The organism is Herminiimonas arsenitoxidans, from assembly GCF_900130075.1.
Taxonomy (GTDB): Bacteria; Pseudomonadota; Gammaproteobacteria; order Burkholderiales; family Burkholderiaceae_D; genus Oxalicibacterium; species Oxalicibacterium arsenitoxidans.
Genome location: NZ_LT671418.1, coordinates 93,540 through 119,465 on the forward strand (window position 1 = coordinate 93,540; position 25,926 = coordinate 119,465).

General features: G+C 43.0%; 24 protein-coding genes. All 24 read left to right on the forward strand.

Annotated elements, in window-relative coordinates:
• Positions 1 to 222 precede the first annotated feature (222 nt).
• The 24 genes from BQ6873_RS00440 (at position 223) to BQ6873_RS00555 (ending at position 25,925) form a co-directional block, all read left to right on the forward strand.
• Positions 223 to 1,977: an ABC transporter ATP-binding protein gene (locus BQ6873_RS00440; RefSeq protein WP_076590886.1), complete on the forward strand. Its 1,755-nt coding sequence runs from the start codon at positions 223 to 225 to the stop codon at positions 1,975 to 1,977.
• 43 nt (positions 1,978 to 2,020) lie between these two features.
• Complete coding sequence (gene pseC, locus BQ6873_RS00445; RefSeq protein ID WP_076590887.1) at positions 2,021 to 3,193, forward strand: UDP-4-amino-4,6-dideoxy-N-acetyl-beta-L-altrosamine transaminase; 1,173 nt, start codon at positions 2,021 to 2,023, stop codon at positions 3,191 to 3,193.
• Positions 3,190 to 3,906, forward strand: coding sequence for a pseudaminic acid cytidylyltransferase (gene pseF / locus BQ6873_RS00450; RefSeq protein ID WP_076590888.1), 717 nt, complete (start codon positions 3,190 to 3,192; stop codon positions 3,904 to 3,906). The genes pseC and pseF overlap by 4 nt, the downstream gene beginning before the upstream one ends.
• 239 nt (positions 3,907 to 4,145) lie before the next feature.
• A complete protein-coding gene (pseG, locus tag BQ6873_RS00455; RefSeq protein WP_157889087.1) occupies positions 4,146 to 5,747 on the forward strand; it encodes a UDP-2,4-diacetamido-2,4,6-trideoxy-beta-L-altropyranose hydrolase in 1,602 nt (533 codons plus the stop codon).
• Complete coding sequence (gene pseI / locus BQ6873_RS00460) at positions 5,740 to 6,795, forward strand: pseudaminic acid synthase (RefSeq protein WP_076590889.1); 1,056 nt, start codon at positions 5,740 to 5,742, stop codon at positions 6,793 to 6,795. The genes pseG and pseI overlap by 8 nt, the downstream gene beginning before the upstream one ends.
• Positions 6,796 to 6,842: 47 nt before the next feature.
• Positions 6,843 to 7,853 carry a class I SAM-dependent methyltransferase gene (locus tag BQ6873_RS00465; protein ID WP_197685162.1) on the forward strand — a complete coding sequence of 337 codons (1,011 nt, stop codon included), beginning with the start codon at positions 6,843 to 6,845 and terminating at the stop codon, positions 7,851 to 7,853.
• A gap of 12 nt (positions 7,854 to 7,865) precedes the next feature.
• Entirely contained in the window at positions 7,866 to 8,993 is a 1,128-nt protein-coding gene (locus tag BQ6873_RS00470) for an N-acetyl sugar amidotransferase (protein WP_076590890.1), read from the forward strand.
• Entirely contained in the window at positions 8,990 to 9,601 is a 612-nt protein-coding gene (gene hisH, locus BQ6873_RS00475; protein WP_076590891.1) for an imidazole glycerol phosphate synthase subunit HisH, read from the forward strand. Before BQ6873_RS00470 ends, hisH begins: the two co-directional genes overlap by 4 nt.
• Complete coding sequence (locus BQ6873_RS00480; RefSeq protein WP_076590892.1) at positions 9,594 to 10,379, forward strand: HisA/HisF-related TIM barrel protein; 786 nt, start codon at positions 9,594 to 9,596, stop codon at positions 10,377 to 10,379. The genes hisH and BQ6873_RS00480 overlap by 8 nt, the downstream gene beginning before the upstream one ends.
• Complete coding sequence (locus BQ6873_RS00485; RefSeq protein WP_076590893.1) at positions 10,372 to 11,616, forward strand: N-acetyl sugar amidotransferase; 1,245 nt, start codon at positions 10,372 to 10,374, stop codon at positions 11,614 to 11,616. Before BQ6873_RS00480 ends, BQ6873_RS00485 begins: the two co-directional genes overlap by 8 nt.
• Positions 11,617 to 11,709: 93 nt before the next feature.
• A complete protein-coding gene (locus BQ6873_RS00490; RefSeq protein ID WP_076590894.1) occupies positions 11,710 to 13,422 on the forward strand; it encodes a hypothetical protein in 1,713 nt (570 codons plus the stop codon).
• Between the two features lie 64 nt (positions 13,423 to 13,486).
• The gene (locus BQ6873_RS00495; protein WP_076590895.1) at positions 13,487 to 15,886 is read left to right on the forward strand and encodes a PEP-utilizing enzyme; all 2,400 of its coding nucleotides are present in this window, start codon (positions 13,487 to 13,489) and stop codon (positions 15,884 to 15,886) included.
• A 13-nt stretch (positions 15,887 to 15,899) separates the two neighbouring features.
• The gene (locus BQ6873_RS00500) at positions 15,900 to 16,415 is read left to right on the forward strand and encodes an adenylyl-sulfate kinase (RefSeq protein ID WP_076590896.1); all 516 of its coding nucleotides are present in this window, start codon (positions 15,900 to 15,902) and stop codon (positions 16,413 to 16,415) included.
• Positions 16,412 to 17,152: a hypothetical protein gene (locus BQ6873_RS00505; protein WP_076590897.1), complete on the forward strand. Its 741-nt coding sequence runs from the start codon at positions 16,412 to 16,414 to the stop codon at positions 17,150 to 17,152. The genes BQ6873_RS00500 and BQ6873_RS00505 overlap by 4 nt, the downstream gene beginning before the upstream one ends.
• Positions 17,139 to 17,906: a hypothetical protein gene (locus tag BQ6873_RS00510; RefSeq protein WP_076590898.1), complete on the forward strand. Its 768-nt coding sequence runs from the start codon at positions 17,139 to 17,141 to the stop codon at positions 17,904 to 17,906. Before BQ6873_RS00505 ends, BQ6873_RS00510 begins: the two co-directional genes overlap by 14 nt.
• Positions 17,897 to 18,688 carry a class I SAM-dependent methyltransferase gene (locus BQ6873_RS00515; protein WP_076590899.1) on the forward strand — a complete coding sequence of 264 codons (792 nt, stop codon included), beginning with the start codon at positions 17,897 to 17,899 and terminating at the stop codon, positions 18,686 to 18,688. The genes BQ6873_RS00510 and BQ6873_RS00515 overlap by 10 nt, the downstream gene beginning before the upstream one ends.
• The gene (locus BQ6873_RS00520; protein WP_076590900.1) at positions 18,688 to 19,338 is read left to right on the forward strand and encodes a gamma-glutamyl-gamma-aminobutyrate hydrolase family protein; all 651 of its coding nucleotides are present in this window, start codon (positions 18,688 to 18,690) and stop codon (positions 19,336 to 19,338) included. The genes BQ6873_RS00515 and BQ6873_RS00520 overlap by 1 nt, the downstream gene beginning before the upstream one ends.
• Positions 19,328 to 20,104 carry a phosphocholine cytidylyltransferase family protein gene (locus tag BQ6873_RS00525; protein ID WP_197685163.1) on the forward strand — a complete coding sequence of 259 codons (777 nt, stop codon included), beginning with the start codon at positions 19,328 to 19,330 and terminating at the stop codon, positions 20,102 to 20,104. Before BQ6873_RS00520 ends, BQ6873_RS00525 begins: the two co-directional genes overlap by 11 nt.
• Entirely contained in the window at positions 20,097 to 21,335 is a 1,239-nt protein-coding gene (locus BQ6873_RS00530) for a CDP-glycerol glycerophosphotransferase family protein (RefSeq protein WP_076590901.1), read from the forward strand. The genes BQ6873_RS00525 and BQ6873_RS00530 overlap by 8 nt, the downstream gene beginning before the upstream one ends.
• Before the next feature lie 88 nt (positions 21,336 to 21,423).
• Positions 21,424 to 22,401, forward strand: coding sequence for a GDP-mannose 4,6-dehydratase (locus tag BQ6873_RS00535; RefSeq protein ID WP_076590902.1), 978 nt, complete (start codon positions 21,424 to 21,426; stop codon positions 22,399 to 22,401).
• The gene (locus BQ6873_RS00540) at positions 22,398 to 23,618 is read left to right on the forward strand and encodes a glycosyltransferase family 4 protein (RefSeq protein ID WP_076590903.1); all 1,221 of its coding nucleotides are present in this window, start codon (positions 22,398 to 22,400) and stop codon (positions 23,616 to 23,618) included. The genes BQ6873_RS00535 and BQ6873_RS00540 overlap by 4 nt, the downstream gene beginning before the upstream one ends.
• The gene (locus tag BQ6873_RS18190; protein ID WP_076590904.1) at positions 23,611 to 24,048 is read left to right on the forward strand and encodes a cupin domain-containing protein; all 438 of its coding nucleotides are present in this window, start codon (positions 23,611 to 23,613) and stop codon (positions 24,046 to 24,048) included. The genes BQ6873_RS00540 and BQ6873_RS18190 overlap by 8 nt, the downstream gene beginning before the upstream one ends.
• On the forward strand, positions 24,049 to 25,158 hold the full coding sequence (locus BQ6873_RS00550; RefSeq protein WP_076590905.1) for a DegT/DnrJ/EryC1/StrS family aminotransferase: 1,110 nt from the start codon (positions 24,049 to 24,051) through the stop codon (positions 25,156 to 25,158).
• Positions 25,155 to 25,925: a class I SAM-dependent DNA methyltransferase gene (locus BQ6873_RS00555; protein ID WP_076590906.1), complete on the forward strand. Its 771-nt coding sequence runs from the start codon at positions 25,155 to 25,157 to the stop codon at positions 25,923 to 25,925. Before BQ6873_RS00550 ends, BQ6873_RS00555 begins: the two co-directional genes overlap by 4 nt.
• Position 25,926: the final 1 nt, after the last annotated feature.

Consider the following 25,926-nt stretch of genomic DNA (forward strand, 5'->3'; position numbering starts at 1 on the left):
TCGCTTTGAGTTACGCCAGGTTTGGAATCTGAGATTCGACTGCATTTCCACTATTTCAAAATTTTTGGTATGCATGTTCATACCCATGAGGTGCCCATCTTGGCACTTGTAAATTTGGTTCGATTTGACAGCAGTAAGATACAGGCCTCGTAATTAATGTAGTTAATCGATATAAACAGGTCGGATAGAGTTATGTCGAGATTTTGAGATGAATAACACCACATGAATACTTTTTTTAAAATTCACGCGCTGCTCACGCTGGCTGAACGTCGGCGTGCATGGGTGTTGCTTACTCTGATGATGGTGGGAATGCTATTGGAGACATTGGGCATCGGACTAATTATCCCTGCAATAACATTAATGATGCAAGGCGATCTTGTCGTTAAATATCCAGTAATTTCTTCCATTCTTAGTTTTTTGGGTAGTCCTTCGCAAACGCAGTTGATTGCAATAGCCATGTTTGGTCTTGTGGGCGTTTTCCTAGTCAAGAACCTATTTTTGGCTTTTCTTATCTGGAAGCAAACCCATTTTGCATTTGATGTGCAGGCAAATCTTTCGCAGCGTTTGTTTACAATTTATTTGCGGCAGCCTTATACATTTCATTTGCAACGGAATTCGTCAGAGTTGGTTCGGAATGTGACCGGTGAGGTAGGTATTTTCGCAGGAGTCTTGACCAATGCCCTATTGCTATTTACGGAGCTTCTAGTACTTGTTGGTATTGCTATTCTTCTGTTGTTTGTTGAGCCGCTAGGCGCATTAATTGTGGCTGTTGTCCTTGGCGGCGCAGCTTGGGGTTTTCATCGTGTGACACGCGAACGTATTTCCCAATGGGGCGTTGAACGTCAGCTTCATGATGGTTTGCGTCTCCAGCATTTGCAGCAAGGTTTGGGCGGAGCAAAAGATGTCAAGTTGCTTGGTAGGGAGAGCGATTTTTTGAGGCAATTTCATACGCACAATGTAAAAAGTGCTCGTGTATGGAAACTTCAATCTACCCTACAGAATTTTCCTCGATTGATGTTTGAATTACTTGCGGTGACGGGTCTTGCAATTCTCGTGTTGAGTATGCTTAGTCAGGGGCGGGACATGACAAGCATCATCCCTACCTTAGGTTTGTTTGCCGCAGCGGCATTTCGGTTGATGCCTTCAGCGAATCGAGTGCTAGGGGCGATACAGGCATTGCGTTACAGTCTACCCGTGGTAAACACACTTTATGAGGAAATAAAGTTAATTTCTCCGGAGCCTGTTTGTCAAAAAACTAGTGATCCAAACATTCTCATGAGTGAAATACGTCTGATGAATGTCGCATACCAATATCCGGGCGTGGCATCTCTAGCTCTTGATGGTATCTCGATCAATATCCGAAAGGGTGAATCTATTGGTTTGATAGGCTCTAGCGGTTCAGGTAAAAGTACTTTGGTTGATGTAATTTTGGGACTTTTGGCACCAAGTGATGGACAGGTTGGAGTTGATGGGGTTGATATTCAACGGGATTTGCGTAAGTGGCAAGATCAGATTGGTTATGTGCCTCAATCAATTTATCTGACGGATGACACGCTTAAAAGAAATGTGGCGTTTGGTCTTCCTAGTGAGCAGATAGATGATCTAGCTGTGGAACGCGCCATCAAAGCAGCGCAACTTGAGGAGTTCGTGACTACCCTGCCAGAGGGGCTCAATACTGTAGTGGGTGAGCGGGGCGTTCGTCTGTCAGGGGGGCAGCGTCAGCGCATAGGTATTGCAAGAGCTCTTTATCATGATCCAGCCGTATTAGTGCTCGATGAAGCCACTAGTGCCTTAGATGGCGTCACCGAGCGTGGCGTGATGGGAGCTGTTACGGCGCTGCAAGGTAGTAAAACCATTATCGTGGTTGCGCACAGACTTTCTACCGTTGAAAATTGTGACCGTTTGTTTCATTTGGAACGTGGCAAGGTTATTGGTGAGGGGCCTCCAGAAAAAATATTGTCTTTTCCGACAATCTAATACTCTGCATAGTAATCATCTTTTAGATAAAAATTGGCAAAATATGACGGTGACAATTCCTTATGGGCGACAAGATATTTCTGATGCAGACATCCAGGCTGTCGTGGATGTATTGAAATCAGATTATTTGACCCAAGGCCCTGTGGTTCCCGCTTTTGAGAAAAGCATCGCGGATTATTGTGGAGCACAATATTCAATTGCGGTGAATAGCGCTACTAGCGCACTGCACATTGCTTGTTTAGCGCTAGATGTTGGCCCGAATGACATCGTATGGACCACGCCAATTACCTTTGTCGCAAGCTCAAATTGTGCACTTTATTGTGGGGCACGGATTGATTTTGTAGATATTGATTCTCGTACCTACAATATGAGCGTGCAGTGTTTGGAAGAGAAATTAGTGCGTGCTGAGCGGACGGGCAATCTCCCAAAGGTGGTAATTCCGGTGCATTTGTGTGGTCAGCCGTGTGATATGGCTGGCATTCATGCACTTGGTCAAAAATACGGGTTCAAGATCATCGAAGATGCATCGCATGCTATTGGTGGAAAATATCGCGGTGAACCCATTGGCAATTGTCGCTACAGTGATATCACCATACTCAGTTTTCATCCAGTCAAAATCATCACTGCTGGCGAAGGCGGCATGGCGTTGACCAATGATGTCAAGGTGGCTAAACGGATGAATTTGCTTCGCAGTCATGGTATTACTAGTGATGCTGAAGATATGACTCCTCAAGCCCCAGAAGAAATTTGGAATTATCAACAGATAGGCTTAGGTTTCAATTATCGAATGACAGATATCCATGCTGCGCTGGGATTGAGCCAAATGCAGCGACTGGATAAATTTGTTAACAAACGCCATATTATCGCCAAGCGATATGAGGAGCAGTTATCAGGGCTTCCGGTCATTACACCTTGGCAGCATATGGATAGTTATTCGGGATTCCATTTATATGTGGTACGACTAAAGTTGGAAGAAATTGATAAGTCCCAAAAAGAGATATTTAATGTCTTGCGTGCCGCGGGAATACTGGTGAATTTGCATTACATCCCTGTGTACCGTCAACCTTATTATGCAAATTTTGGCTTTAAGGCAGGGCTGTGTCCGGAGGCAGAGCAATATTATTTAGAGGCCATTAGCTTACCAATGTATCCGGCTTTAACAGAGGGGCAGCAAGATCAGGTAGTGGCAGTATTACGTGAGGCAATTGTTGCATGAAAATTGCTATAATTCCCGCTCGCAGCGGTAGCAAGCGTATCCCGCGTAAGAACATCCGTGATTTTGCAGGCAAACCGATGATTGCCTATGCAATAGGTGCAGCAAAAAAATCAGGGTTGTTTGATCATGTGATTGTTTCTACTGACAATGATGAAATTGCTCATATCGCTCGCGAATGGGGTGCGGAAACCCCTTTCATGCGGCCAATAGAATTGGCCGATGATCATACTCCGACTGTGCCAGTGATCGCCCACGCCATTACTTCGTGTCAAGCTAGCGGATGGCACATTGATTACGCCTGTTGTATCTATCCCGGGACACCTTTTATCCGGACTGAAGATTTGAAGTGTGCTCTTGAGTTGCTCCAAACAAGCCAGGCTGCTTATTGTTTTCCTGTAACCGAGTTTTCATCATCCATTCAGAGAGCGTTGCACCGGTTGCCAAATGGTCGGATGCAATCTTTTTTTCCAGAATATGAACTCACGCGTACACAGGATCTAGAGACGGTTTTCCATGATGCGGGACAGTTTTATTGGGGTAAGCCAAGTGCGTGGTTAGCGAATAAACAAATCCATCGCAGCGGTGTTGGCTTGCCTATTCCCAACTGGCGAGTTGTTGATATAGATGTCCCTGAAGATTGGCACCGTGCAGAGTTAATGTATGAGGCGTTTAATAAGAGCGATAAGGGAATTTCTAATTTTGATGATTGTTAAGCTAACTCAGCTGAGGATGAAGCTATTTAGGTTCAATGCCTAGAGTTTGGTGGTGCCCTGTCTTATTATATATATAGATCGAAATGCTGATGTGTCGCAATTACGGGGCATATAAATAGAGCCTCAAGACTTGTAATGTTTAGCTAAATTTAAAACTGTGTTTTACAGAGTACTGGCTATATCGGCCTCTTTATAAATTTTTGCGATTAAATATTGAATAAGTTTACGGCTCTAAATTCTTGGTTTGGGCTTTCATGTGTTGCGAATCGATAAGTTCAAAAAATATTGACGATATTACTGGTGCTGGTTTGCAAAACGATAATAAAAAAATTGCATTTCGAGTAGACGCCTCTTTGTTAATTGGTACCGGGCATTTGATGCGTTGCTTGACTCTGGCGGATGCATTGAAACAGTTCGGAATTAATTCCTGTTTCGTTAGTCGCCATATGCCTATTCATTTGCGCGACCTCCTTGTAAGCAAGGGGCATGAATTTAAGTTGCTCAGCGCTATGCACAATGATAGTGCTATAAGTCATCTTGCTCACGCTAAATGGCTAGGTGTCCCACAGAAGTGCGATGCGCAAGATACTATTGATGCCTTGTTCGGCCAATCTTGGGATTGGTTGATCGTTGACCACTATGGGTTAGATATACATTGGGAAAGTGCATTGCGTAGGGCTGTCGGGCAGATTATGGTCATTGATGACATCGCTGACCGTCAGCACGATTGCGATGTATTAGTAGATCAAAATCTATATGAGGAAATGAACAGTCGATACAGCGATAAAGTGCCGAAAGATTGTCGCCTATTGTTAGGGCCTCGGTATGCGCTGTTGCGTGAAAAGTTTCGGCAGTTGCGTGAACAGATCAAGCCGAACCGAGGGGTAGTCAAGAATATATTGGTGTTTTTCGGTGGTGTGGATGCCGATAACTACACTGGGCGGGTAATTGAAGCGTTGTCTGCGATGGATGTGTCAGCTTTGCATGTCAATGTGGTGATAGGTGCACAGCAACCTTATCGTGAGCAGATTGAGGTTGCTTGTAAACGATATGGATTTATTTGTCATGTTCAAATTGATCGCATGGCTGAACTGATGGTGGAGGCTGATCTGTCTATCGGTGCGGGTGGTGGAGCAACATGGGAGCGTTGCTGCCTTGGTTTACCTGCCTTGGTACTGAGTACGGCAGATAATCAGAAGAAGCAGCTTACGGATGCGGCCAAGAGAGGATTGGTATATGCCCCTGATGTTGATGGTGATATTGAGAATTTTGTCACCAGACACGTGATTGCCTTGATTGAAAATCCGTCCTTGCGTAATTTTCTGTCAGCCAATGGTATGCAAGCTGTTGATGCCCGAGGAGCCTTGCGTATCATTAATGCATTGGGCAACAGCAGTATTGAAATGCGTGTTGCTACTATCGATGATTCTCGAGATCTATTTAATTGGCGTAATGATCCAGCCATTCGTGCATTCTCTCGCAACACGGAATCGATTGCGTGGCATGACCACCAACACTGGTTGAATGCTGTGCTCACTGACCCAAGCAGAATTTTGTTGGTAGGCTTAGTACAGGATATGCCAGTAGGTGTAGTGCGATACGATCTAGAAGAGAAGAGTGCTGAGATTTCGATCTATTTGGTACCAGACAAGTTTTCGTCTGGTCTAGGGACGGAATTATTATTGGCGGCTGAAATGTGGTTGAGAAAAAAACTACCGATGGTTCGCTCTATACATGCTCATGTGTTGGGTGGCAATGAACGTTCAATGCGCCTGTTTGACAGTGCAGGTTACGCTAGTGAGCTTACCCGTTTTACGAAAAGGTTGAAGCAAGATGAATGAAGCGATAACGATTGCGGATCGCCAAGTAGGACAAGGCCATGTGCCGTTCGTGATTGCTGAAATGTCTGGCAATCACAATCAGTCACTTGATCGTGCATTGGAGATTGTGGATGCAGCTGCGCGGTCAGGTGCGCACGCATTGAAGATCCAAACCTATACACCAGACACAATGACGATTGATCTTGACGAGCGCGAGTTTCATATCAGTGATCCGAACAGTCTGTGGTCCGGGACCTCACTGTACAAGCTGTACGGTGAGGCATATACGCCATGGGAGTGGCATGCGGCGATTTTTGCGCGTGCGCGGGAAAAGGGAATGATCCCATTTAGTTCTCCTTTTGATGCAACAGCGGTCGACTTCCTCGAAAATCTGAATGTTGCCTGTTACAAGATTGCTTCGTTTGAGAACACTGATTTGCCTTTAATTCATCGTGTAGCATCGACCGGAAAGCCGTTAATCATTTCGACCGGTATGGCGACTCTAGCTGAGCTTGATGAGTCAGTACGCGTCGCACGGAAGGCTGGGTGCAAGAATTTGATTCTACTCAAATGTACTAGTACCTATCCCGCTACTGCGGCTAATACGAACATATTGACCATCCCGCACATGCGCGAGCTCTTTGATTGTGAAGTAGGTCTGTCTGACCATACGATGGGCATTGGCGTTGCTGTAGCAAGCGTGGCACTTGGTGCCACGATCATCGAGAAGCACTTTACGCTCGATCGTGCAGATGGCGGCGTTGACAGCGCTTTCTCGATGGAACCGGCTGAAATGACTCAACTGGTGTTGGAAACTGGGCGGGCATGGGAGGCATTGGGAGGTGTAAGCTATGGTCCAACAGAGGCTGAAAAAAAATCGACTCAATTTCGACGTTCACTGTATATAGTGCAAGACCTTAAGGCGGGAGACGAATTGACGCGCGAAAATGTGCGCGCGATTCGTCCGGGTTTGGGCTTGCCGACGAAGTATCTTGAGCATGTATTGGGTAAAGTGGTAAAGCATAATGTAAGGCGTGGGACAGCAATAAGGTGGGATCTAATCAGATAATTATAAATATTGAAGAATGTCTTAACAGATCGTTATTAGGAGCGTAGGTGAACACTTTAACAGAACAGCAAATACGGCCAGCACAGTTTATGGCTAAACAACGTATCGCAGCGTTGACGGATATCGGCAGACTTTTATCAAGGTGTGGAGAATTTGTTCAGGTGAATTGTCCGGCTTGTAATGCTAATGATCACGAGCCGAAATTCGAAAAAAATGGAATGAGTTACGTTACTTGCAAAGAGTGCCAAACTTTTTACGTTAATCCTAGACCGACCTCAGAGGTTTTAGGGTGGTTTTATCAAGGCTCTCCCAATTATGCGTATTGGAATGACGTTATCTTCCCTGCTTCGGAAGCCGCAAGGCTTGAGCGAATTTTCGTTCCACGGGTAGATCGTTTGTTGGAGCTTTGCAGTAAGTACGATGTTCAAACAAATTCGATATTGGAGATCGGGGCAGGATTCGGTACTTTCTGCTCAGAAGTGAAAAGACGTAATGTATTTTCCCGCGTGGTGGCGGTTGAACCTACACCTGATCTTGCAAAAACATGCAGGGAGAGGGGTATTGATGTGCTGGAACAGCCAGTTGAACAAATTCAATTGGGTGTGGATGAACTATTTGATGTGGTGGCGAGTTTTGAGGTCATAGAACATTTGTTTGCGCCGATTGATTTTGTTCGGCATATGGCTCGTTTACTAAAGCCAGGTGGAATTATGATGCTGACATGCCCGAATGGACGTGGCTTTGATATTGAGACTTTGGGTGCGGCAAGTAACACAGTTGATCATGAGCATTTAAATTACTTTAGCCCGGAATCATTGGCCACACTACTTGTCCATTGTGGAATGGAAGTGCTTGAGAGTTTTACTCCGGGGAAATTGGATGCTGAGCTAGTAAGAAATAAGATTCTTGCTGGCGAATTTGACGTGTCAGAACAACCCTTCCTGAGAAAAGTACTAATCGAAGATTGGAATCAATTAGGCATACCTTTCCAAGAATTTTTGGTGCAACAAGGGCTCTCTTCCAATATGTGGATAGTAGCGAGAAAGTTTCACGGCTAAGCTGATTACCTTATGAAGTATTGCAAACGTTGCCTCCAACCTGACACCCGACCTAATACCGTTTTTTCTGCGGATGGGATTTGTCCTGCCTGTAATTATTTTGAAGCGCTCCAGCATGTAGATTGGCAGGAGCGTTTTGAGATACTTCAAGATCTGTTATCAAAATACCCCAAAAAAAAAGGCCAATATCACGACTGTATTATTGGTGTAAGTGGAGGCAAGGACAGTACTCGTCAGGCATTATTTCTGCGTGACAAAATGGGTATCAATCCACTATTGGTTTGTTTAAGTTACCCTCCTGAACAGGTAACAGAGCGAGGTGTGGATAACCTTTCAAATTTGATTAATTTAGGCTTTGATGTCGTTATTAGTGCGCCAGCACCAGGTACTTGGAGAATTCTTAAGCAGGAAGGTTTCCGGAAGTTTACTAATTCGTTTCGTTCGACAGAAATGGCTCTTTTCTCTTCAGTTCCGCAGATTGCGATTAAGTATGGAATTAAGCTAATACTCTGGGGCGAAAATCCGGGATTGCAGCTTGGTGATATGAAGACTTTAGGGCGCACTGGTTTTGATGGTAATAGCTTACGTTATATGAACACTCTTTCCAGTGGACTTGATTGGATGCTTGAGTGCGGGTTTGCTAAGGCAGAATTAGTCTCGTATGTATATCCGCGAACAGAAGAATTTGAAAAGCATGATTTGCAAATTGTCTATTTAGGATGGTTTTTGGGTGACTGGTCACTTGTAAATAATGCGACATATTCCTGTGGAAATGGAATTGAAATACGCGCTGACGGCGTAGAAAAGACCGGTGATCTTTATGGCGTAACGGCCTTAGATGAAGACTTTACACCGATTAACCAGCTAATAAAATATTACAAATTTGGTTTTGGGCGTGTGACGGATTACATCAATGAAGAAATTAGATTGGGTCGAATTAGTCGATGCGAAGGGATCGAACTTGTTGAAAAGTATGATGATGCAAGGGATGAGAAATATATAAAAGATTATTGTGATTATCTAGCTATCTCAGTTGATGATTTTTGGGGGAAAGTGAGGGTCGCTACTAATACGAATCTGTTTGTAGTTAAGGCGAATGGCTCGATTCACCGGAAATTTGTAGTTGGTGTTGGGTTATGAGTTCTGTGACAGTAGGTATTGTGGATTACGGGATGGGAAACCATGCTTCAGTGATTCATTGTTTGCGTGATCTTGGTTTTCGTGTTCGCGTCAGCGCTGATTTCGAAGTTCTTGACAATTCGGATGTCCTTGTTATTCCCGGAGTGGGGGCATTTCCTTCTGCAATGCAAGCACTTCATCAACGTGGACTAGTTGGATACTTACAACAACAAGCTCGAGAACAACGTCCCATCATTGGTATATGTCTAGGTATGCAATTGCTTACCAGTGGCTCCTATGAGCTTCAATATACAACCGGGCTAGATATCATACCAGGAGAAGTTGTCGCATTAGCGGGCGCAAAATGGCATATAGGTTGGAATACATTGGAGTGCATAAATCCCGATGTATCTGCCCAGTTCAGTGATGGACAGGCGTTTTATTTCAATCATTCATTTTGTTATCAAGGGCCAAACGAATATCAGGTTTGCATATCCAGAAATCCTGAGCCTATTCCCGCCATAATACGTAGGGGGAATGTGGTTGGAATCCAATTTCATCCAGAAAAAAGTCAAGGGACTGGACGGACGCTACTAAAAAATCTAATTTCGGGTTTTATACATGCTTAAAAAACGGTTGGTCGGGATCGTTACAGTTAAGAATGGCTGGGCTGTCCAGTCTTTTGGCTATCGACGTTATTTGCCCTTGGGTAAACCTGAATGCTTGATTGAAAATCTGGATCGGTGGGGGGCTGATGAGATTTTGGTTCAGGTGATCGATCGATCAGTGAGCAGCTTGGGTCCAGACTTCAAGTTGCTTGAGCGACTTGGTGCACTCGGTTTGGAAACCCCTTTAATTTATTCTGGAGGTATTCGCTCAGTATCGGACGGCATTAAGGTAGTTCAATCAGGCGCTGATCGTATTTCTGTAGATGCACTTTTGCATAGTGACCTGTCTTCGGTTAAGGATTTATCAGAGAGGCTTGGTGCACAAGCACTCATAGCATCATTACCGTTGTCCTTTCAGACGGGAGGCTTAGAGTGGCTGGATTACCGCTTTCGAACTTCGAAGCCAATTCCGGATGAAATATTCAGCCTGATTCAAAATGGCATTGTTTCCGAAGTTTTGATTTCAGATTGGCAGCATGAAGGACTACCAGGTGGATTCGAGCAGAAACTTGTTCAAGAGTTTCCTTTGAAGAATGTGCCAATAATCGCATTTGGTGGGATTAGCGAGCATGAGCAGATGAGGACATTATTGAAATCAACTAACGTTGCTGCTCTCGCTGTAGGTAATTTTTTATCCTATAAGGAGCATGCGATACAAAAATACAAAGAAGCTCTAACCGGCTTGCCATTAAGGCTTGCGACCTATGAATCCATGTTTCCACTTATAGCTAATGTCTGATATTGAATTTTGTAAGCGTTGTTTATACACGACGTCGCATCCTTTGGGTTTGACGCTGGATGAGGACGGTATCTGTTCAGGTTGCCGTGTTCATGAAGAAAAAGATACGTTTGACTGGGCTGCACGTTGGCAAGTGCTTGAAAGCGTCGTTAAGCCCTATCGCAATCGAGAGGGGGAGAGCTACGATTGCATCGTGCCAGTGTCAGGATCGCAAGATTCATACTATATCGTCCATCTGATCAAGGAGCGTTTGGGGTTGAATCCGCTGCTTGTTACGTACAACAAGTATTTCAACACACCTCTGGGTATCCGTAATTTGGCGAATCTACGTATCAGATTTAATTGTGACATTCTCTATCAGAATATAAACCCTGTATCGGTTAAAAAGATTACGCGTAGTACATTACGTCGCTTTGGTAGTGTTTACTGGCCTATTTTGGCAGGTCAGACAGTGTTCCCCGTCCAGACGGCAGTGAGGTACAAGGTGCCTTTAATTATTTGGGGAGCACATCAAGGTCTTGAGCAGGTGGGTATGTTTTCTCACGAACATGAGATCGAAATGACTCGGCGCTATCGTAAGGATCATGACCTGATGGGACATGAGGCTGACGATCTCTTATCCATTTTTGATACGCTTAAAGAAGAAGATATTTGGCAATATCGTTATCCTGATGATCAGGATCTCAGCGCCATTGGTGTGCGAGGAATTTATCTGGGAAATTATGTTCGCTGGGATCCGAAGTCTCAACATGAGCATATGATGAAAACATGCGATTACCGTACGGCAATTTTTAATCGAACATTTGATTGTTATGATCACGTAGATTGTTTTAACTACATGGATGTACATGACTTGTTAAAGCTGTACAAACACGGCTATTCCAAAGTAACAGACCATGCTTGCCGTGAGATACGTTTTGGACGCTTGACTCGTGAAGAAGGGCTTGCTCTTGTTCGCAAACATGAGCAAGCACCATTAAAATATCTTGATCAATTCTGTCAGTGGTTGGGAGTTACGCCAAGATCGTTACAATTTTTGCTTGATCAACACCGAAATCCACAGTTTTGGGAACAAATTGTACCGAACGAGTGGACGTTTAAGGGTTTGAGTACTCTTCAGGGGGGAGGGCTAACGTCGTTTCCATTAAAGGGTCTGCCAGAGATATTTGTACCTAATAGTACCCTCGAATTGGAGGGGGGGGCGAATTACATCACTATAGGTAAAGGCTTTTCTTGATTGTAGGCCTCATATACATAATGCTTTAGTTCGGATATGGCAGCTCCCAAATAACCCAAGCACCATAATAATAAGGCACGCGAGAGGGCATAGATGTTTAAGCAGTTTTTGAGAAAAAGCATTTCTCGATTGATGAGATTAATAAGGGGGCCGAAATTGGCGACCAGCCCCTATGTGATTGATTATAAAACAGATGTAATTCTCGCAAAATTGGGTAGGGCTGCGCGGGAACATCTTGATAAAATCCCGTTAAGTAATCGAAAAAAAGTACTTTTTTTTCTGGGATATCATCATTCTAAATTTGTCGCCTTAAATGATGCGACGATTATCCTTGCTCTTCAATTGCGAGGAGTGGATGTTATACCGGTTCTTTCAGGATTTTTTTATGAAAAAGAAGACGTTATTTACGGTGGTGTTTTTAATGACAATAGATTTAATAACCAATACAGGTACGCTTATAGTGAAAACGCTTTAGTCGGCACTCTGCTAAGTACAGATCCCGTATCACTCGTTGCTTTTGCAAATAAACAGACGGAAGTTAAGGCGAGGACTTTAGCTGATTCGATTACGTTCTCAGCATGGAGAGAGTTGGAATATTCTGGATTCGCTGTGGGCGAGATGGCCGAAAAGCTAGTCAGTAACATGAATAATGTACCTGCAATGCTTGACACACCTGATCATTTGCAACAGTTTCGTTGGCATGTATATAACGTTGTACGCCTTATAGATGCATCAACAGCCCTTGTCAAAACTATCAATCCTGATTCTATCGTTTCAAATACCCCTTTTTATTACAAATGGCGCATTCCCTTTCAAGTCGCACAGACATATAAAATTCCATTTTATTCATATACGTTGGGGGAGCGTAAAAACACATTAGCTTGGGCTACTAATACAACTAAAATTTTTGACTCTTCACCTTGTTGGGACTCCTTTAAAGAGTCTGATATTTATACAAAATATCAGAGCATTGTTGAGGCAGGCATCGAGGATCGAATACATGGAAGAATTTCGCACGTTTCCTTTCTACCTGGTAAGAATGAGGAGCATGTGCGGATTAAGGAGATACGTGCTGCAATCAATGGGCGTCCTTCGATATTATTTCCAGTTAACGTGCTCGTTGATGCTGCCGTACTTATTCCTACAAAGGCGTTCTCCTCTTGCCTTGAGATGGTCATTGGAGTTGTTGAGTATTTTCGTGAACATCCTGAATATGTTTGCCTTATTAAAGCCCATCCAGCTGAAAAAATATGGAAAAGTAGTGGTACCGATGTCTCATCAATGCACTTATGGAGTGCATTGCAAAATGCTGGGGTAAAATTGCCGGAAAATGTATTGTTTATTGATTATGATGAGGAGTTGTCCTCTTTTAATTTATATGAATTGGTTCGAGGATTAATCGCATATACATCGTCGACTTGTATGGAGATTTCATGGTTTGGTAAGCGTGTGATTACTGCACATGATGCACATTATTCCTGTGCTGGTTTCACTTGTGTTCCAGAATCTCAGGAAGATTTTTTCCAAAAACTTGAAAAAATTCTTCGTTCTGGGCAAGGCGCTTTACCTGATCCGGAGATTCAAAGGTTGGGGCGTATTTACTACCTTCTTTATTATTATGTCTGCCAGATCGATTGCAAGCTTGTAGAAGGTAATGATATTGAAACTATTCCTGCAAAATTGCTTTACGACAGCATTGATTCCTTACTTCCGGGGGGGAATGCTGCGCTTGACTATGTTTGTGATTCAATTTTGCATGGCAAGCCTATTTTTGGGGAGAATAGGTGGCCCCCTCTTACTGCTTAATATTCAATATTTTGGATTGAGCACCTACCAACCGTTGTCTAATTTTAGTTAGAACTTGCAGCCTATGGAAGTAGTAGAAGTGGCAACAATTATGTTTTTATCTAAAGCTCAAACTATTGAGAAGCTTAGAGGGAATTTAAGTGTCTTCAAAATTCCTAAAGCCATTGTCTTCAGTGTCTCGACATGGAGAGACACTGAAGACACAATAGTTAAGGAGGTAACTAATTTTTTTGCCGGGAGTACGGTTGTTGTTCGCTCGTCGGCCAGTGATGAGGATGGCTCTAGTTCTGCTAGGGCAGGGGAATATGATTCGGTTCTAAATGTGCCATCCAATAATCTGGTAGCTATTCGCGCAGCCATTGCTAAAGTGATTGCCAGCTACGAGCGTAATGGGCCTCGTACTGGTGATGATGAAGTCATTGTTCAAGAGATGGTGCTGAACACCAGTTTAAGTGGTGTAGTTTTTACGCATGACCTGAATTCTGGGGCGCCTTATTATGTAATTAATTACGATGATGTTTCTGGGCTAACTAATACGGTTACATCCGGCGGCGGCGAATATGCAAATCGCACATTGTATATTCATCGCGGAGCTTCACAAGTTCTTCGATCGGAGCGTTTTCAGCGTCTGATGCAAGCGATACAAGAACTTGAGAAAGTCATGGGTAGTCAGTTTCTGGATATTGAATTCGCACTCGGAAATGACTTCACCCCTTATCTATTGCAGGTGCGTGCGATTACTACGCAACCAAACTGGAACAGAGCTGTTACAAAACGTATTGATGCAGCGTTGCAAGGTATTCAGTCTTTTGTCAGGGGACGGCTACAGCCTATAGCTGGTGTTTACGGTAAGACGACGGTGTTGGGACAAATGCCTGATTGGAATCCAGCGGAGATGATTGGTCGAGCGCCTAGAGCGCTGGCTTTTTCGCTTTATAAAGTTCTAATAACAGATTGTGCTTGGCGTATTGCTAGAGAGAAGATGGGCTATGCAGTACCCTTAGGCCAGCCATTGATGGTTTCTTTAGCTGGTCAGCCTTTTATCGACACGCGTTTGAGTTTTCATTCATATTTGCCTGCATCCATTTCCGCTGATGTCGGGCGGAAATTAGTCGATGTTTGGGTTGATCGCCTTCGTGAGCATCCGGAGCTTCACGATAAAGTTGAATTTAGTGTTGCAATTACGACATACAGCTTCGATCTTGATGAGAAATTACTAAATCTATCGGCAGCAGGCATTGCCGATTCGGAGTTGCGTGATTTCAAAACATTGTTGCACAAACAGACACGTGTTCTTTTGCAGCCAGATTCAGAGGGTGGTATTACTGAAGCACTCGCCAATGTAGAGGCGCTGGCGAAAAAACAGGATGAAGCACAACATTCATTATCTGCGGCAAATATTAGTGCCATTTTTAAAATGGTCGACGATTGTATTCGCTTAGGAACTGTTTCGTTTGCGATTTTGGCGAGGCATGGATTTATTGCTCGCACTATCTTACTTTCATTACATAGCCGTGGCCTCCTTACGGAGGAAGACGTTGGGGCAATTCAGTCATCAGTAAAAACCGTTGCAAGCACGTTGGTGAACGACATGCGGGAATTACAACTGGGAGTGCTTTCACGTACTCATTTCATGCAGCGGTACGGCCATTTGCGTCCTGGGACTTATGATATTTTGTCGCATCGGTACGATCAGATGGTCGATTTTGGTGTTAACGACTCTCAAATGCAACCGGAACATGATCACTCCACGTTTAGTTTGAGTGCGGATCAACAGCAAAAAATCAATCAACTTCTTATAGATGAAGATTTTCCAGAGTTGGATGCGGACAAGTTGTTTGAATATATTCATGCCGCAACAGCAGCTCGCGAGTATGGGAAATTCGTATTCACTCGATCAGTTAGCGATATTCTTGAGTTGATAGCAGCTTTTGGTGAAGAGAATGGCCTTAGCCGCGATGAAATGTCTCATGTATCAATCGATAATTTATTCGATATCGTCACAAAAAGCAGTGAAGGTAGCATTGAAGAGAGATTGCGCCAGATTGCGGAAGATGAGGCTGAGCGGCACGCTATTAGTGCCGCAATTCGCCTGCCTCAGGTTTTGTTCGATGAGGCCGGTGTGCATGTCGTCCCATTTCAGGTGAGTCATCCAAATTTCATTACACATAAAAAAATCACGGCAGCTTGTGTTTGCCTCCTTGCGGGGGAAGTAGCGCCATCCTTGACAGGTAAAATTGTATTAATTGAAAATGCTGATCCGGGGTTTGATTGGATATTCTCACAGCAAATAAAGGGCTTGATTACAAAATATGGTGGTGCAAATTCGCATATGGCAATTCGCTGTGCAGAATTTGGTATTCCTGCTGCCATAGGCTGTGGTGAGCAACGATTTGATGTTTTTGTGCGAGCGAATCAAATTCTTCTGGATTGCTCAGCTGGATTGATTAATCCTTTGCATTAATGGGTAGATATTTATGGTTGTTTGGATCATCGGATTGTCCGGAGCAGGTAAAACGACGCTGGCTAACGCTGTCGTTGAAAAAGTACGTGCACGACAGGATAATGTAGTGTTGATCGACGGCGATGCCGTTCGAGAAATGTTTGGCAATGATTTGGGATATACGATTGATGATCGTTTAAGAAATGCTGAAAGAATTTGCCAGCTCTGCAAGTTTCTCGAGTCCCAAAATATTAATGTGGTTTGTGCCATTTTATCCTTATTCCCGGAATCCAGAGCTTGGAATCGGATGCATCTGAAAAGTTATTTTGAAGTTTTTATAGATGTGCCCTTGCAAGAACTAGAGACTAGAGACTCAAAAGGAATATATCGAAAGTTTCGTGCAGGAGAAATTCGCGACGTAGCAGGGTTGGACATTCCATTTTTGCGACCTCAAGAGGCGCACATGATTATCAGCAATGACAATGCCAAGGAAAATTTGCTGAGTTATGCCGGAGAGATTGCTGAAAAAATTCAGAATGGTCTTGCATGATGTATCAATATAGCGCGATTAACCGCCTAGACTATCCTCATACATATATGTATACCACTTTTGAAGGCACTCCTTTTCTACGATCGTATATTGAAAGTAGATTGCAAGCGATCAATTCTTTAGACAAAAAAGACAACGAGACAAATATCGATGATGCATTTCTGAATGCAGCTTTTGTTCAAATGAACGAGAATTTCTTGGCCCCTTTTTTTAATAAACAGAAGGAATTCTGTTTATTGGTAGGGCCTGATTTTTCTGAACTCTCTGCGGGTAACTTTAGAAATACCATAAATTCAATGGTGCAGCAATATGATGAGTTTTCTCTAGAGTGCCGTGTTGTTACGCTCGAATTATTGGAATCAATGATTTCCTTGCAATTGCAGGATCCATCATCTGCAACTATTAAAATTTGGCTCGACCGTTTAATTCAGCGTTTTGAAGTAACTAAGAAATTATTTATGTATTACCTCCCCGGCTTTAGAAAGGGAGATGGGGCTAATGATGACATTCGTCTTTACTGGCTATTGGCACTTTCTTTGTCATTATTTTATTCAAAATCGCATGAAATTAAATATTTGAATACGCTTTTGAAAATATGCGATTTACTTTGTTCGTTGCTTCTCCAAAGAGGTGTATTGGAGTTGCCGCAGAGAGGTCTGCGATTGGTTTTGGCTGCAGAAATTGTGAGTATTCAAAGCTTATTGGCTAGGAAGGGAGTAGCCCTTGATTCTGATTGAAATCGGAATGATTGCGTCTGATACTTCTCGATCGCGTGCTTATTTGCAAGCGCTGATAAGGAATAATCTATTGCCGAATTTTGTAATCCTGTTGAGGCAAGATGCATCAGGTACATTACCCGGACAAATTAATCCCGAAGCTAATGCTAAAGAAAAAGTCTATTATGCTCCAGAGGAGGAGGAGTGCTGGAGTGAAGCTCATTTTGACCCAACTCGATCAATTCTCTTGGATTTAAATGCGTCAAACATTCCATATGAAGTATTGGAAACGAATGACATCAATCATCCATTAGTAAGTAAGCTTCTCTCGGAAAGTTCTGAGTCCACGTTCATATATTCTGGGGTTGGTGGAGTTCTTTTGCGAAGAGATGTTCTCGCAAGTGGGAAGAATTTTCTTCACGTGCATGGTGGTTATCTCCCAGACTATAAGGGAAGTACAACCAATTTTTATAGTTTGCTAGTCGATGAAACTGTTGGAGCTTCTTCTCTTTTCTTAGTTGAGGAAATTGATAGTGGACCTGTAATTTTAAGACGAAAATTTCCTGCGCCGAATAATCGTCTCGCCATTGATCATATTTACGATTCTGCTGCTCGCGCCAAAATATTAGTTGAGACTTTACAGAACTATGTGCGATCGGGTTTTTGGACGTGTGAGCTTGAGGAGAACTCGGGCGGGGAAACTTACTACATAATTCACCCGGTTTTAAAACATATTGCAATTCTCGATAAAGGTGGACGAAGTTTATGCGAGTAACCTATCGCACGCGAGGTGCTAAGGAGTATTGGACTGCTCGCTGGGAGGATATTCCTGCGGATATGCCTATGAAGAATTTGAATGCTTATCCGCTTAAGTATGCCGAAATGATTGTCAAAAATCCGGAAGCGAAAATTCTCGAGGCCGGTTGTGGTGCTGGGCGCATCCTTCGTTACTATCATAACAAGGGATACAATATTATTGGGATTGATTATATTGACGTCGCCATTAAAAAACTTGAGGAAATTGATAATTCTCTGAAGGTGAGCGTCGGAGATATTGCTAACTTGCAATTTTCAGATCAATCTTTTGATTGTGCACTGGCGTTTGGGCTTTATCACAATATCGAAAATGGTCTAGATGCAGCGATTTCAGAAACATATCGCGTGATTAAACATGGCGGTGCAGTCTGCGCTTCGTTTCGAGCTGATAATATTCAAACTAGACTTACGGATTGGCTATCTGATAGACGTTCAAAAACAAAAAATGACGGTAAAGTCGGGCGTTCTTTTCATAAAATGAATTTAACAAAAAAGGAATATAGGCATTTGTTTGAGCGTGCTGGTTTTTTCGTCGAGGCTGTATTCCCTGTCGAGAACATGCCGATCCTATACAAATTCCGTGTTTTTCGAGCTTCATCGCAAAAGGTTTTTAATGAGGAGCGAGCTCGTGTAGACGGGTATCGTTTATCGTGGTTAGGCCAACGTTTGCAAAAATTTCTTATGCGATTTTTTGCGCATCAGTTTTGCAACATTTACGTTATCATTGCGCGCAAGTTTTAATGGGAAATTCTGCGAGAATTTTGATCGCTGTTTCACAACGTATCGATCAAATAAAAGACAGAAATGAATCGCGAGATGCGTTGGACCAGCGGTTTATCAAATGGTTGGTTGACGCCAAATTTTGCCCGCTTCCGGTACCAAATTCATTGACTACTAAGGATCATTTGGGTGGGATTCATGACGTGTCACTCCAAAAATGGCTTGCAGCCGTAAAGCCTGATGCCGTTATTCTTTCTGGAGGGAATGATATCGGTGAGTTTCCAGAACGAGATGTTACGGAGCGTTGCTTATTGTCGTGGGCTGCATTGCATCGACTTCCCGTCCTCGGTATTTGTAGAGGAATGCAAATGATGGGGGTATGGGCCGGGGGGAGTTTGATCAAGGTGGCATCGCACGTCGGTGTTCGTCACATATTGAGTCCGTGTACCGCAATGAATATTTGGCCGAAAACTGTCAATAGTTTTCATAATTGGTCGCTTTCATTTTGCCCGAATAATTTTGAAGTAATTGCTACATCTGAAGATGGAGAAATAGAGGCAATTCGCCATACTGAATTGCCTTGGGAAGGCTGGATGTGGCATCCGGAACGTGAAAATCAATTTGCAATTGAAGATACGCAAAGACTAATTAGGTTATTCCGTGAACATTAAAAAAACATACAAGGCAATTATTTTGGCAGCAGGTGAAGGCACTCGTCTACGCCCTTATACACTTGATCGGCCGAAGTGTCTGGTTGAGGTGGATGGAGTGAGCCTACTTGATCGCCAATTATCGATACTTACAACAGAGCCTATTGCCCCGATCATTATTATCGGCGGATATTTATTCCCAATGTTACAACGTCCGGAGCTTGAACTTCGGGTCAATCCCCGCTATGCGGAAACTAACATGGTGTGGACCTTATTTTCAGCAGAGGATGATTTGCAAGGAGATGTTCTCATTTGTTACGGTGATATTGTCTATTCTAGAGCGATTCTGAAAGCAGTGCTTGCATCAGACGCCGACATTGCCGTTGCTATTGATCTTGATTGGGAGGCGTACTGGCGCATGCGAAATGAAAATCCTTTGGATGATGCTGAAACACTGAAACTCGGAACCGATGGGCGTATTCTTGAGATCGGTCAAAAACCAGAATCACTTGCTGATATTGATGGGCAATATATGGGTTTGATGAAGTTTTCAGCAAAAGGTATGGATCTATTAAAAAAAACGTTTCATGGCGCGAAACTCTTAGGGCAATTACGCGGTAAATCACTAGAGAAGGCGTATATGACGGACTTGTTACAAGCAATGATAGATTTAAACATCCGAGTGGATGCAGTAACGGTGAATGGCGGATGGGTAGAAGTAGATACGGTGGGGGATTTAGAAAGTGAAATTACAAGACAGCGGCTTGAATGTATAGAAAATGATTAAATCAATTTTGAGAAAATTTAAGCATGCTGTTTTGCATCAAATCAAAAAAACAGAGTACTTATTACTTATCAATAAAATTAGCTCATTTCAGAAAGAAATAAACGCTAAAAAAAAGTCTCATAAAATTATTGCTTTGGTTATGAGTAATGTTGGCCAACAACAATTTTTTGAAGATATATATCGTTTATCGGTAAAAAATAATAATAGCTATCACTATTTCATAGTGAATGACTGCTATGTCAAAAATGAGGAAAAAATTGATATATTCCAGTCAATAAAATTTATCACTCCGGGTATATATCGCCACATTAAGGGCATTGATCTTGCTTTGCATGCGGAAATATCTTGCAGGTCTCGGAATGTTAAAGACGTTTGCTATGTCGGACATGGATTTCCAGGAAAGCACACGAAATGGTCTGTTGAGAACTTAAATTCTTTTAATCATTATTTTCTCTATGGACCCCGTGATCGACATATCTTAAATTTTGTTGTTAAGGATAATCCTAGCTGCATAAGTCATATGAAATTTTGGGAAGTCGGCTATCCAAAATATGACGCACAATTAAATAGTCTATATCAAGAAGATGCCTTGAAAAATGAATTGGGCTTAGATCCAAATCGCAATACATTACTTTTTGCTCCGGCATGGGATCCTGGTGGGGCGCTACGCAAATATGGTGTCGAATTACTTGATAAATTCGGTGGCATGCAAAATTTTAATGTGATCATCAAATTACATCCAGCATCCTTAGTTAGCGAATTATCAAAGGACTACGAATTTTATACAGGGAAAAAAAATTGGGCGCTGATATTAAAAGATATTTGCGAAAAATATGACAATATTTACTTATATAAACCGCAACAAATAAATCCTCTGTTTAAATTAGCCGATGTGCTGGTAACTGATTTTAGTGGCGTTGCAATGGGGTTTTTTATTGAGGACAAACCCGTAGTTTGTATAGATTGCCCTGAATATTTCGAGGAAGTATTGCCGAGCTGGGGGCAGGATGGGGAAATGTCTAAATCAAACGACTTATTTAATAATGGAAGAAATGCAAGTTATATAGTGGAAAATTTAGAATCTCTGGAGAGTGTTATTAAGCATTCGATTGAATTCCAAGATGAGTTGTCATCAGCACGTAAAAAAATTGCGGTTGATCTGCTATACAATCCGGGCGAAGGAACATCACATACGCTGATTGCAATGAATAAAATTTTTAAATCAATGTAAACGTTGTTAGTTTCAATGAGCGCCTAAATAAACCAATTAAATATTTATACCAAACGGTAGATTGCCTACTTATAGGCTCGTGAAGGCGATGAAAAGAGCATTAATTACAGGAATTAACGGCCAAGATGGCTCCTATTTGGCAGAATTGTTGTTGACCCTTGGCTATGAAGTTCATGGAATTGTGCGGCGCGAAGCTATTGAGGACGCTTCGCACCGGCTGGTCAATATTCTTCATTTAATTGATAAACTTAAACTTCATGTCGGAGCCGTTGATAATCATCTTTCAATATATAAGATTGTTGCAAATGTTCGTCCAGATGAGTGCTACCACTTAGCGGCATCCAGCTTTGTAAGTTATACATTTGACGATGAAGCTTCAGTTTTGTCTAACAACTTTACAGCTACGCACGCGCTGTTGGCTAGTGTGAAAGAGTTAAGTCCTCATTGTCGTGTTTATTTTGCTGGATCGAGTGAAATGTTTGGGAACGCCAGATTTTCACCGCAAAATGAATCAACACCTTTTAATCCTAGATCCGTTTATGGTATTTCCAAATTAGCGGCTTTTCACTTGGCGCGTAACTACCGCGAGCACCATAAATTATTTGTCGCAGCAGGCATTCTTTATAATCACGAATCTCCGCGTCGAGGCTATCAGTTCGTTACTAGAAAAATCAGTACCACTGTAGCGAAGATACATTTAGGGTTGGCGGATCGTTTGGAGCTTGGGAATATCGATGCGCTTAGGGATTGGGGATATGCACCTGACTACGTGGTAGCTATGCACGCTATGCTTCAGCAGGAAAAACCTGAAGATTATGTAATTGCTACTGGAGTGTTGCATTCAGTTAGGGATTTTTTAAGTGAGGCATTTTCTGTGGTTGGCTTGGACTATGAAGCCTATATCCATACAAACCTTGACCATTTTCGACCTGGTGAGGTTGTTTCTTTATGCGGTGACTCAAGCAAAGCTCGACATACATTGGGTTGGCAGCCGACAAAGTCATTCAAGCAGATGGTAAAAGAAATGGTGCTTACAGATATTGAGCATCTCGAAAGAAATCAATGAAAGTATTATTTACTACGCCGATTCTTGAGCACCCTGCCGCAGGTGGGCCTCAATTAAGAATTGAAAATTCTATAAAGGCATTGTCAAGAGCTAGTGAGCTCGACATCATATATAGAACTAGCGAACCTGCTGAAACTGTTGAGGCAACGGGTAATTTTTTTCGCCAATATGCATCTGAATACCATACATTATTTAATGCAGCGCCAGAAGACTTCCTCTCTCGTTGCATCTCATTAATCGAGAAAATTTCGAATCGGCTTTTTAATACACGGATCGTGAAGCATGCCAAATATATTCTAGATCATGTTGATCGTCGGGAGATTGATGTTTTATGGTTTGGATATGGGAATATTTCATATCCATTGATTAAATACATCAAAGCCCAACGACCTAACCTGAAAGTTGTATGTGATACCGATAGTGTGTGGTCCCGTTTCGTACTTCGCGAATTGCCATATGTAAAAGGGACAAGGAAATTGGCAGTATGGCGTGCTGGCAGAAAAAAAGAGTTGGAAGAACGTGCTTGGGTTGAGCTGTGTGATGTTACAACCGCTGTATCAGAAGTCGATGCTGAGTATTACAGAAATATTGCTAAGGACCCGAGCCGGGTTCAAGTATTTTCCAATGTAATTGATATTGATAGTTATAGACGGCCACCTCTACCACCAGCAGGATTTCAGCGGCCGTCAATTTATTTGGCAGGGAGTTTTGGGCATTACCATAGTCCTATGGATACAGCTGCACGCTGGATGCTGGAAGAGGTTTTTCCGCATGTGCTTAAGACTCATCCGAATGTGCATTTTTATATTGTCGGGCGAAATTCTGAGTTAGGTTTTGGTCACTTGACTGGTCCCAATGTTACGGTTACAGGGCGTTTGGAAACCGTTTTACCTTATTTGTGCAACACGGATGTTGCGTTGGTCCCTTTGAAATTTGAGTCTGGCACTAGATTCAAGATTCTTGAGGCTGGGGCATGTAAAGTGCCGCTTGTTTCGACAACTCTAGGGGCTGAAGGCATTCCTGTCGTGGATGGTGAGCACATCTTGATCGCTGATGAACCTGAAAATTTTGCTATGGCGATAGTAAAGTTACTTGATGATAAAGAGCTCGCTGCTAATCTTGCAGTAAATTGTCACGATCTGGTTAATAAAAATTTTAGCGTTGAATCGCTGGCTGTCGAAGCAAAACAAATTCTGGAATATCTCAATCGTGATTGAACGCATCGTATATAAAGACATTGAACTCGCGCTTATCATCCGTCATTCTTTTAAAAAGGATGGTATCGAGTTTTTTACCCCGGGTACCTATTCTCAGCAAATTGGATATATGAACCGTCCTGCTGGATACATCATTCCACCTCACGTACATAATCCAGTAGTGCGTGAAGTCCAGTACACCAAGGAAGTGTTATTCATTAAGAGTGGTCAACTAAGGGTCGATTTTTACTCTGATGATCAGGATTATTTAGAGAGCACTATTTTGGAAACTGGAGATGTCATTATGCTTGCTTATGGTGGCCATGGCTTTGAGATGTTGGAGCCAACAGAGATCATCGAAGTCAAGCAGGGACCGTATGCGGGAGATCATGATAAGACTCGGTTTGATCCTATTAAGGCTAGTGATTTAAAAATGCGAGGAAAGAACTGAATGATTCCCGTTAATGAGCCATTGTTGGATGGCAATGAAAAAAAGTACTTGTTGGAATGTATAGAAACTGGATGGATTTCATCTGAAGGTCCATTCATAAAGCAATTTGAAGAGTTGTTTTCTGCATCGGTTGGACGTAAGCAGGGCGTTGCTGTAACTAATGGCACTGCCGCGCTCGATGCTGCAGTGGAGGCGCTGGGCATCGGTGCTGGCGATGAAGTTATCATGCCGACCTTCACCATCATTTCTTGTATCGGTCAAATCGTTCGTGCTGGGGCAAAGCCGGTATTGGTGGATAGTGACCCTGTTACTTGGAACATGGATGTAACCCAGATCGAGGCAAAAATTACCCCGCGTACCAAAGCCATAATGGTGGTGCATATCTATGGCTTACCTGTGGATATGGATCCTGTACTGGATATTGCTGCACGCCATGGTTTGAAAATTATTGAAGATGCTGCAGAGATGCATGGGCAGACTTACAAAGGCAAACCTTGTGGGAGTTTTGGGGATATCAGTACATTCAGTTTTTATCCCAACAAACATATCACGACTGGGGAAGGCGGCATGATCGTAGCCAACGATGATCAATTGATTGAAGATTGCCGTAGCTTGCGCAATCTCTGTTTTCAGCCCAAGAAGCGCTTTGTGCATGAGCGACTGGGCTGGAACTTGCGTATGACTAATTTGCAGGCTGCGTTGGGATTGGCGCAAATAGAGCGGTTGAGTGAGTTTGTGCAGCGCAAGCGCCACATGGGTAAACGTTATAGTCAACTTCTTGCGGATTTGCCAGGGGCACAGTTGCCACTAGTAAAGACTGACTATGCTGAGAATATTTATTGGGTATTTGGTTTGTTACTGAACGATGAGTTGGGTATCAATGCAGAGGAGGCCATGCGGCGGTTAGCTGGAAAAGGAGTTGGCACGCGTCCATTTTTTTGCCCTATGCACATGCAGCCGGTACTTCGACGCATGGGGTTGTTTGAAGGGGAGAGTTATCCGGTTGCTGAACGGTTATATCGTCAGGGTTTCTATATTCCTAGTGGCTTGGCAGTAACTGAGGCACAAATGGAGTCGGCTGCACAAGCAGTGTGGGAGGTGTTGGGATGAGCTCCGTGTTCGATACCTATGCACGTTACTATGATCTGTTGTATCGGGATAAAGATTACGCTGCCGAGGCCGAGTATGTGGCTTCACATATTCGTGCGAAGGCACCGCATGCATTGCGTATTTTGGAGTTAGGATGTGGCACAGGGGCACATGCAGAACATCTTGCTCGCATGGGCTACACCGTACATGGTGTCGATCTGAGTGAGTCTATGCTTATGCGTGCCGAGGCACGGAAAGCTACTTTACCACCTGATGTCGCTGCCAGAATGTCGTTTACTCTCGGTGATGCCCGTACTGTTCGTACGGGGGGGACTTATGATGTAGTGATTTCACTCTTTCATGTAATGAGTTATCAGGCGACAAACGTCGATTTGAATGACGCATTTGAAACTGCAGCAACTCATTTGTCTGCAGGAGGACTCTTCCTGTTTGATTATTGGTATGGCCCAGCAGTCCTCATGCAAAAACCTGATGTGCGAGTCAGGCGACTGGAGGATGATGAGATAAAAGTAGTTCGTATCGCGGAGCCTGTCATGTACGTAAACGATAATGTTGTGGATGTGAATTACACCGTATTTGTTGAGGTGAAGGTCACTGGTCAGGTAGAGCAGATTACGGAAAGACATCGCATGCGATATTTGTTTTTACCAGAATTGCAATGTTATGGTGTTGAGAAGTTTAAAGAATCAAGTAGCCACGCGTGGATGACAGATACGCCTCTTAATGCGAATACTTGGGGTGGATTCCATTTATTGGTGCGTGCTTGAT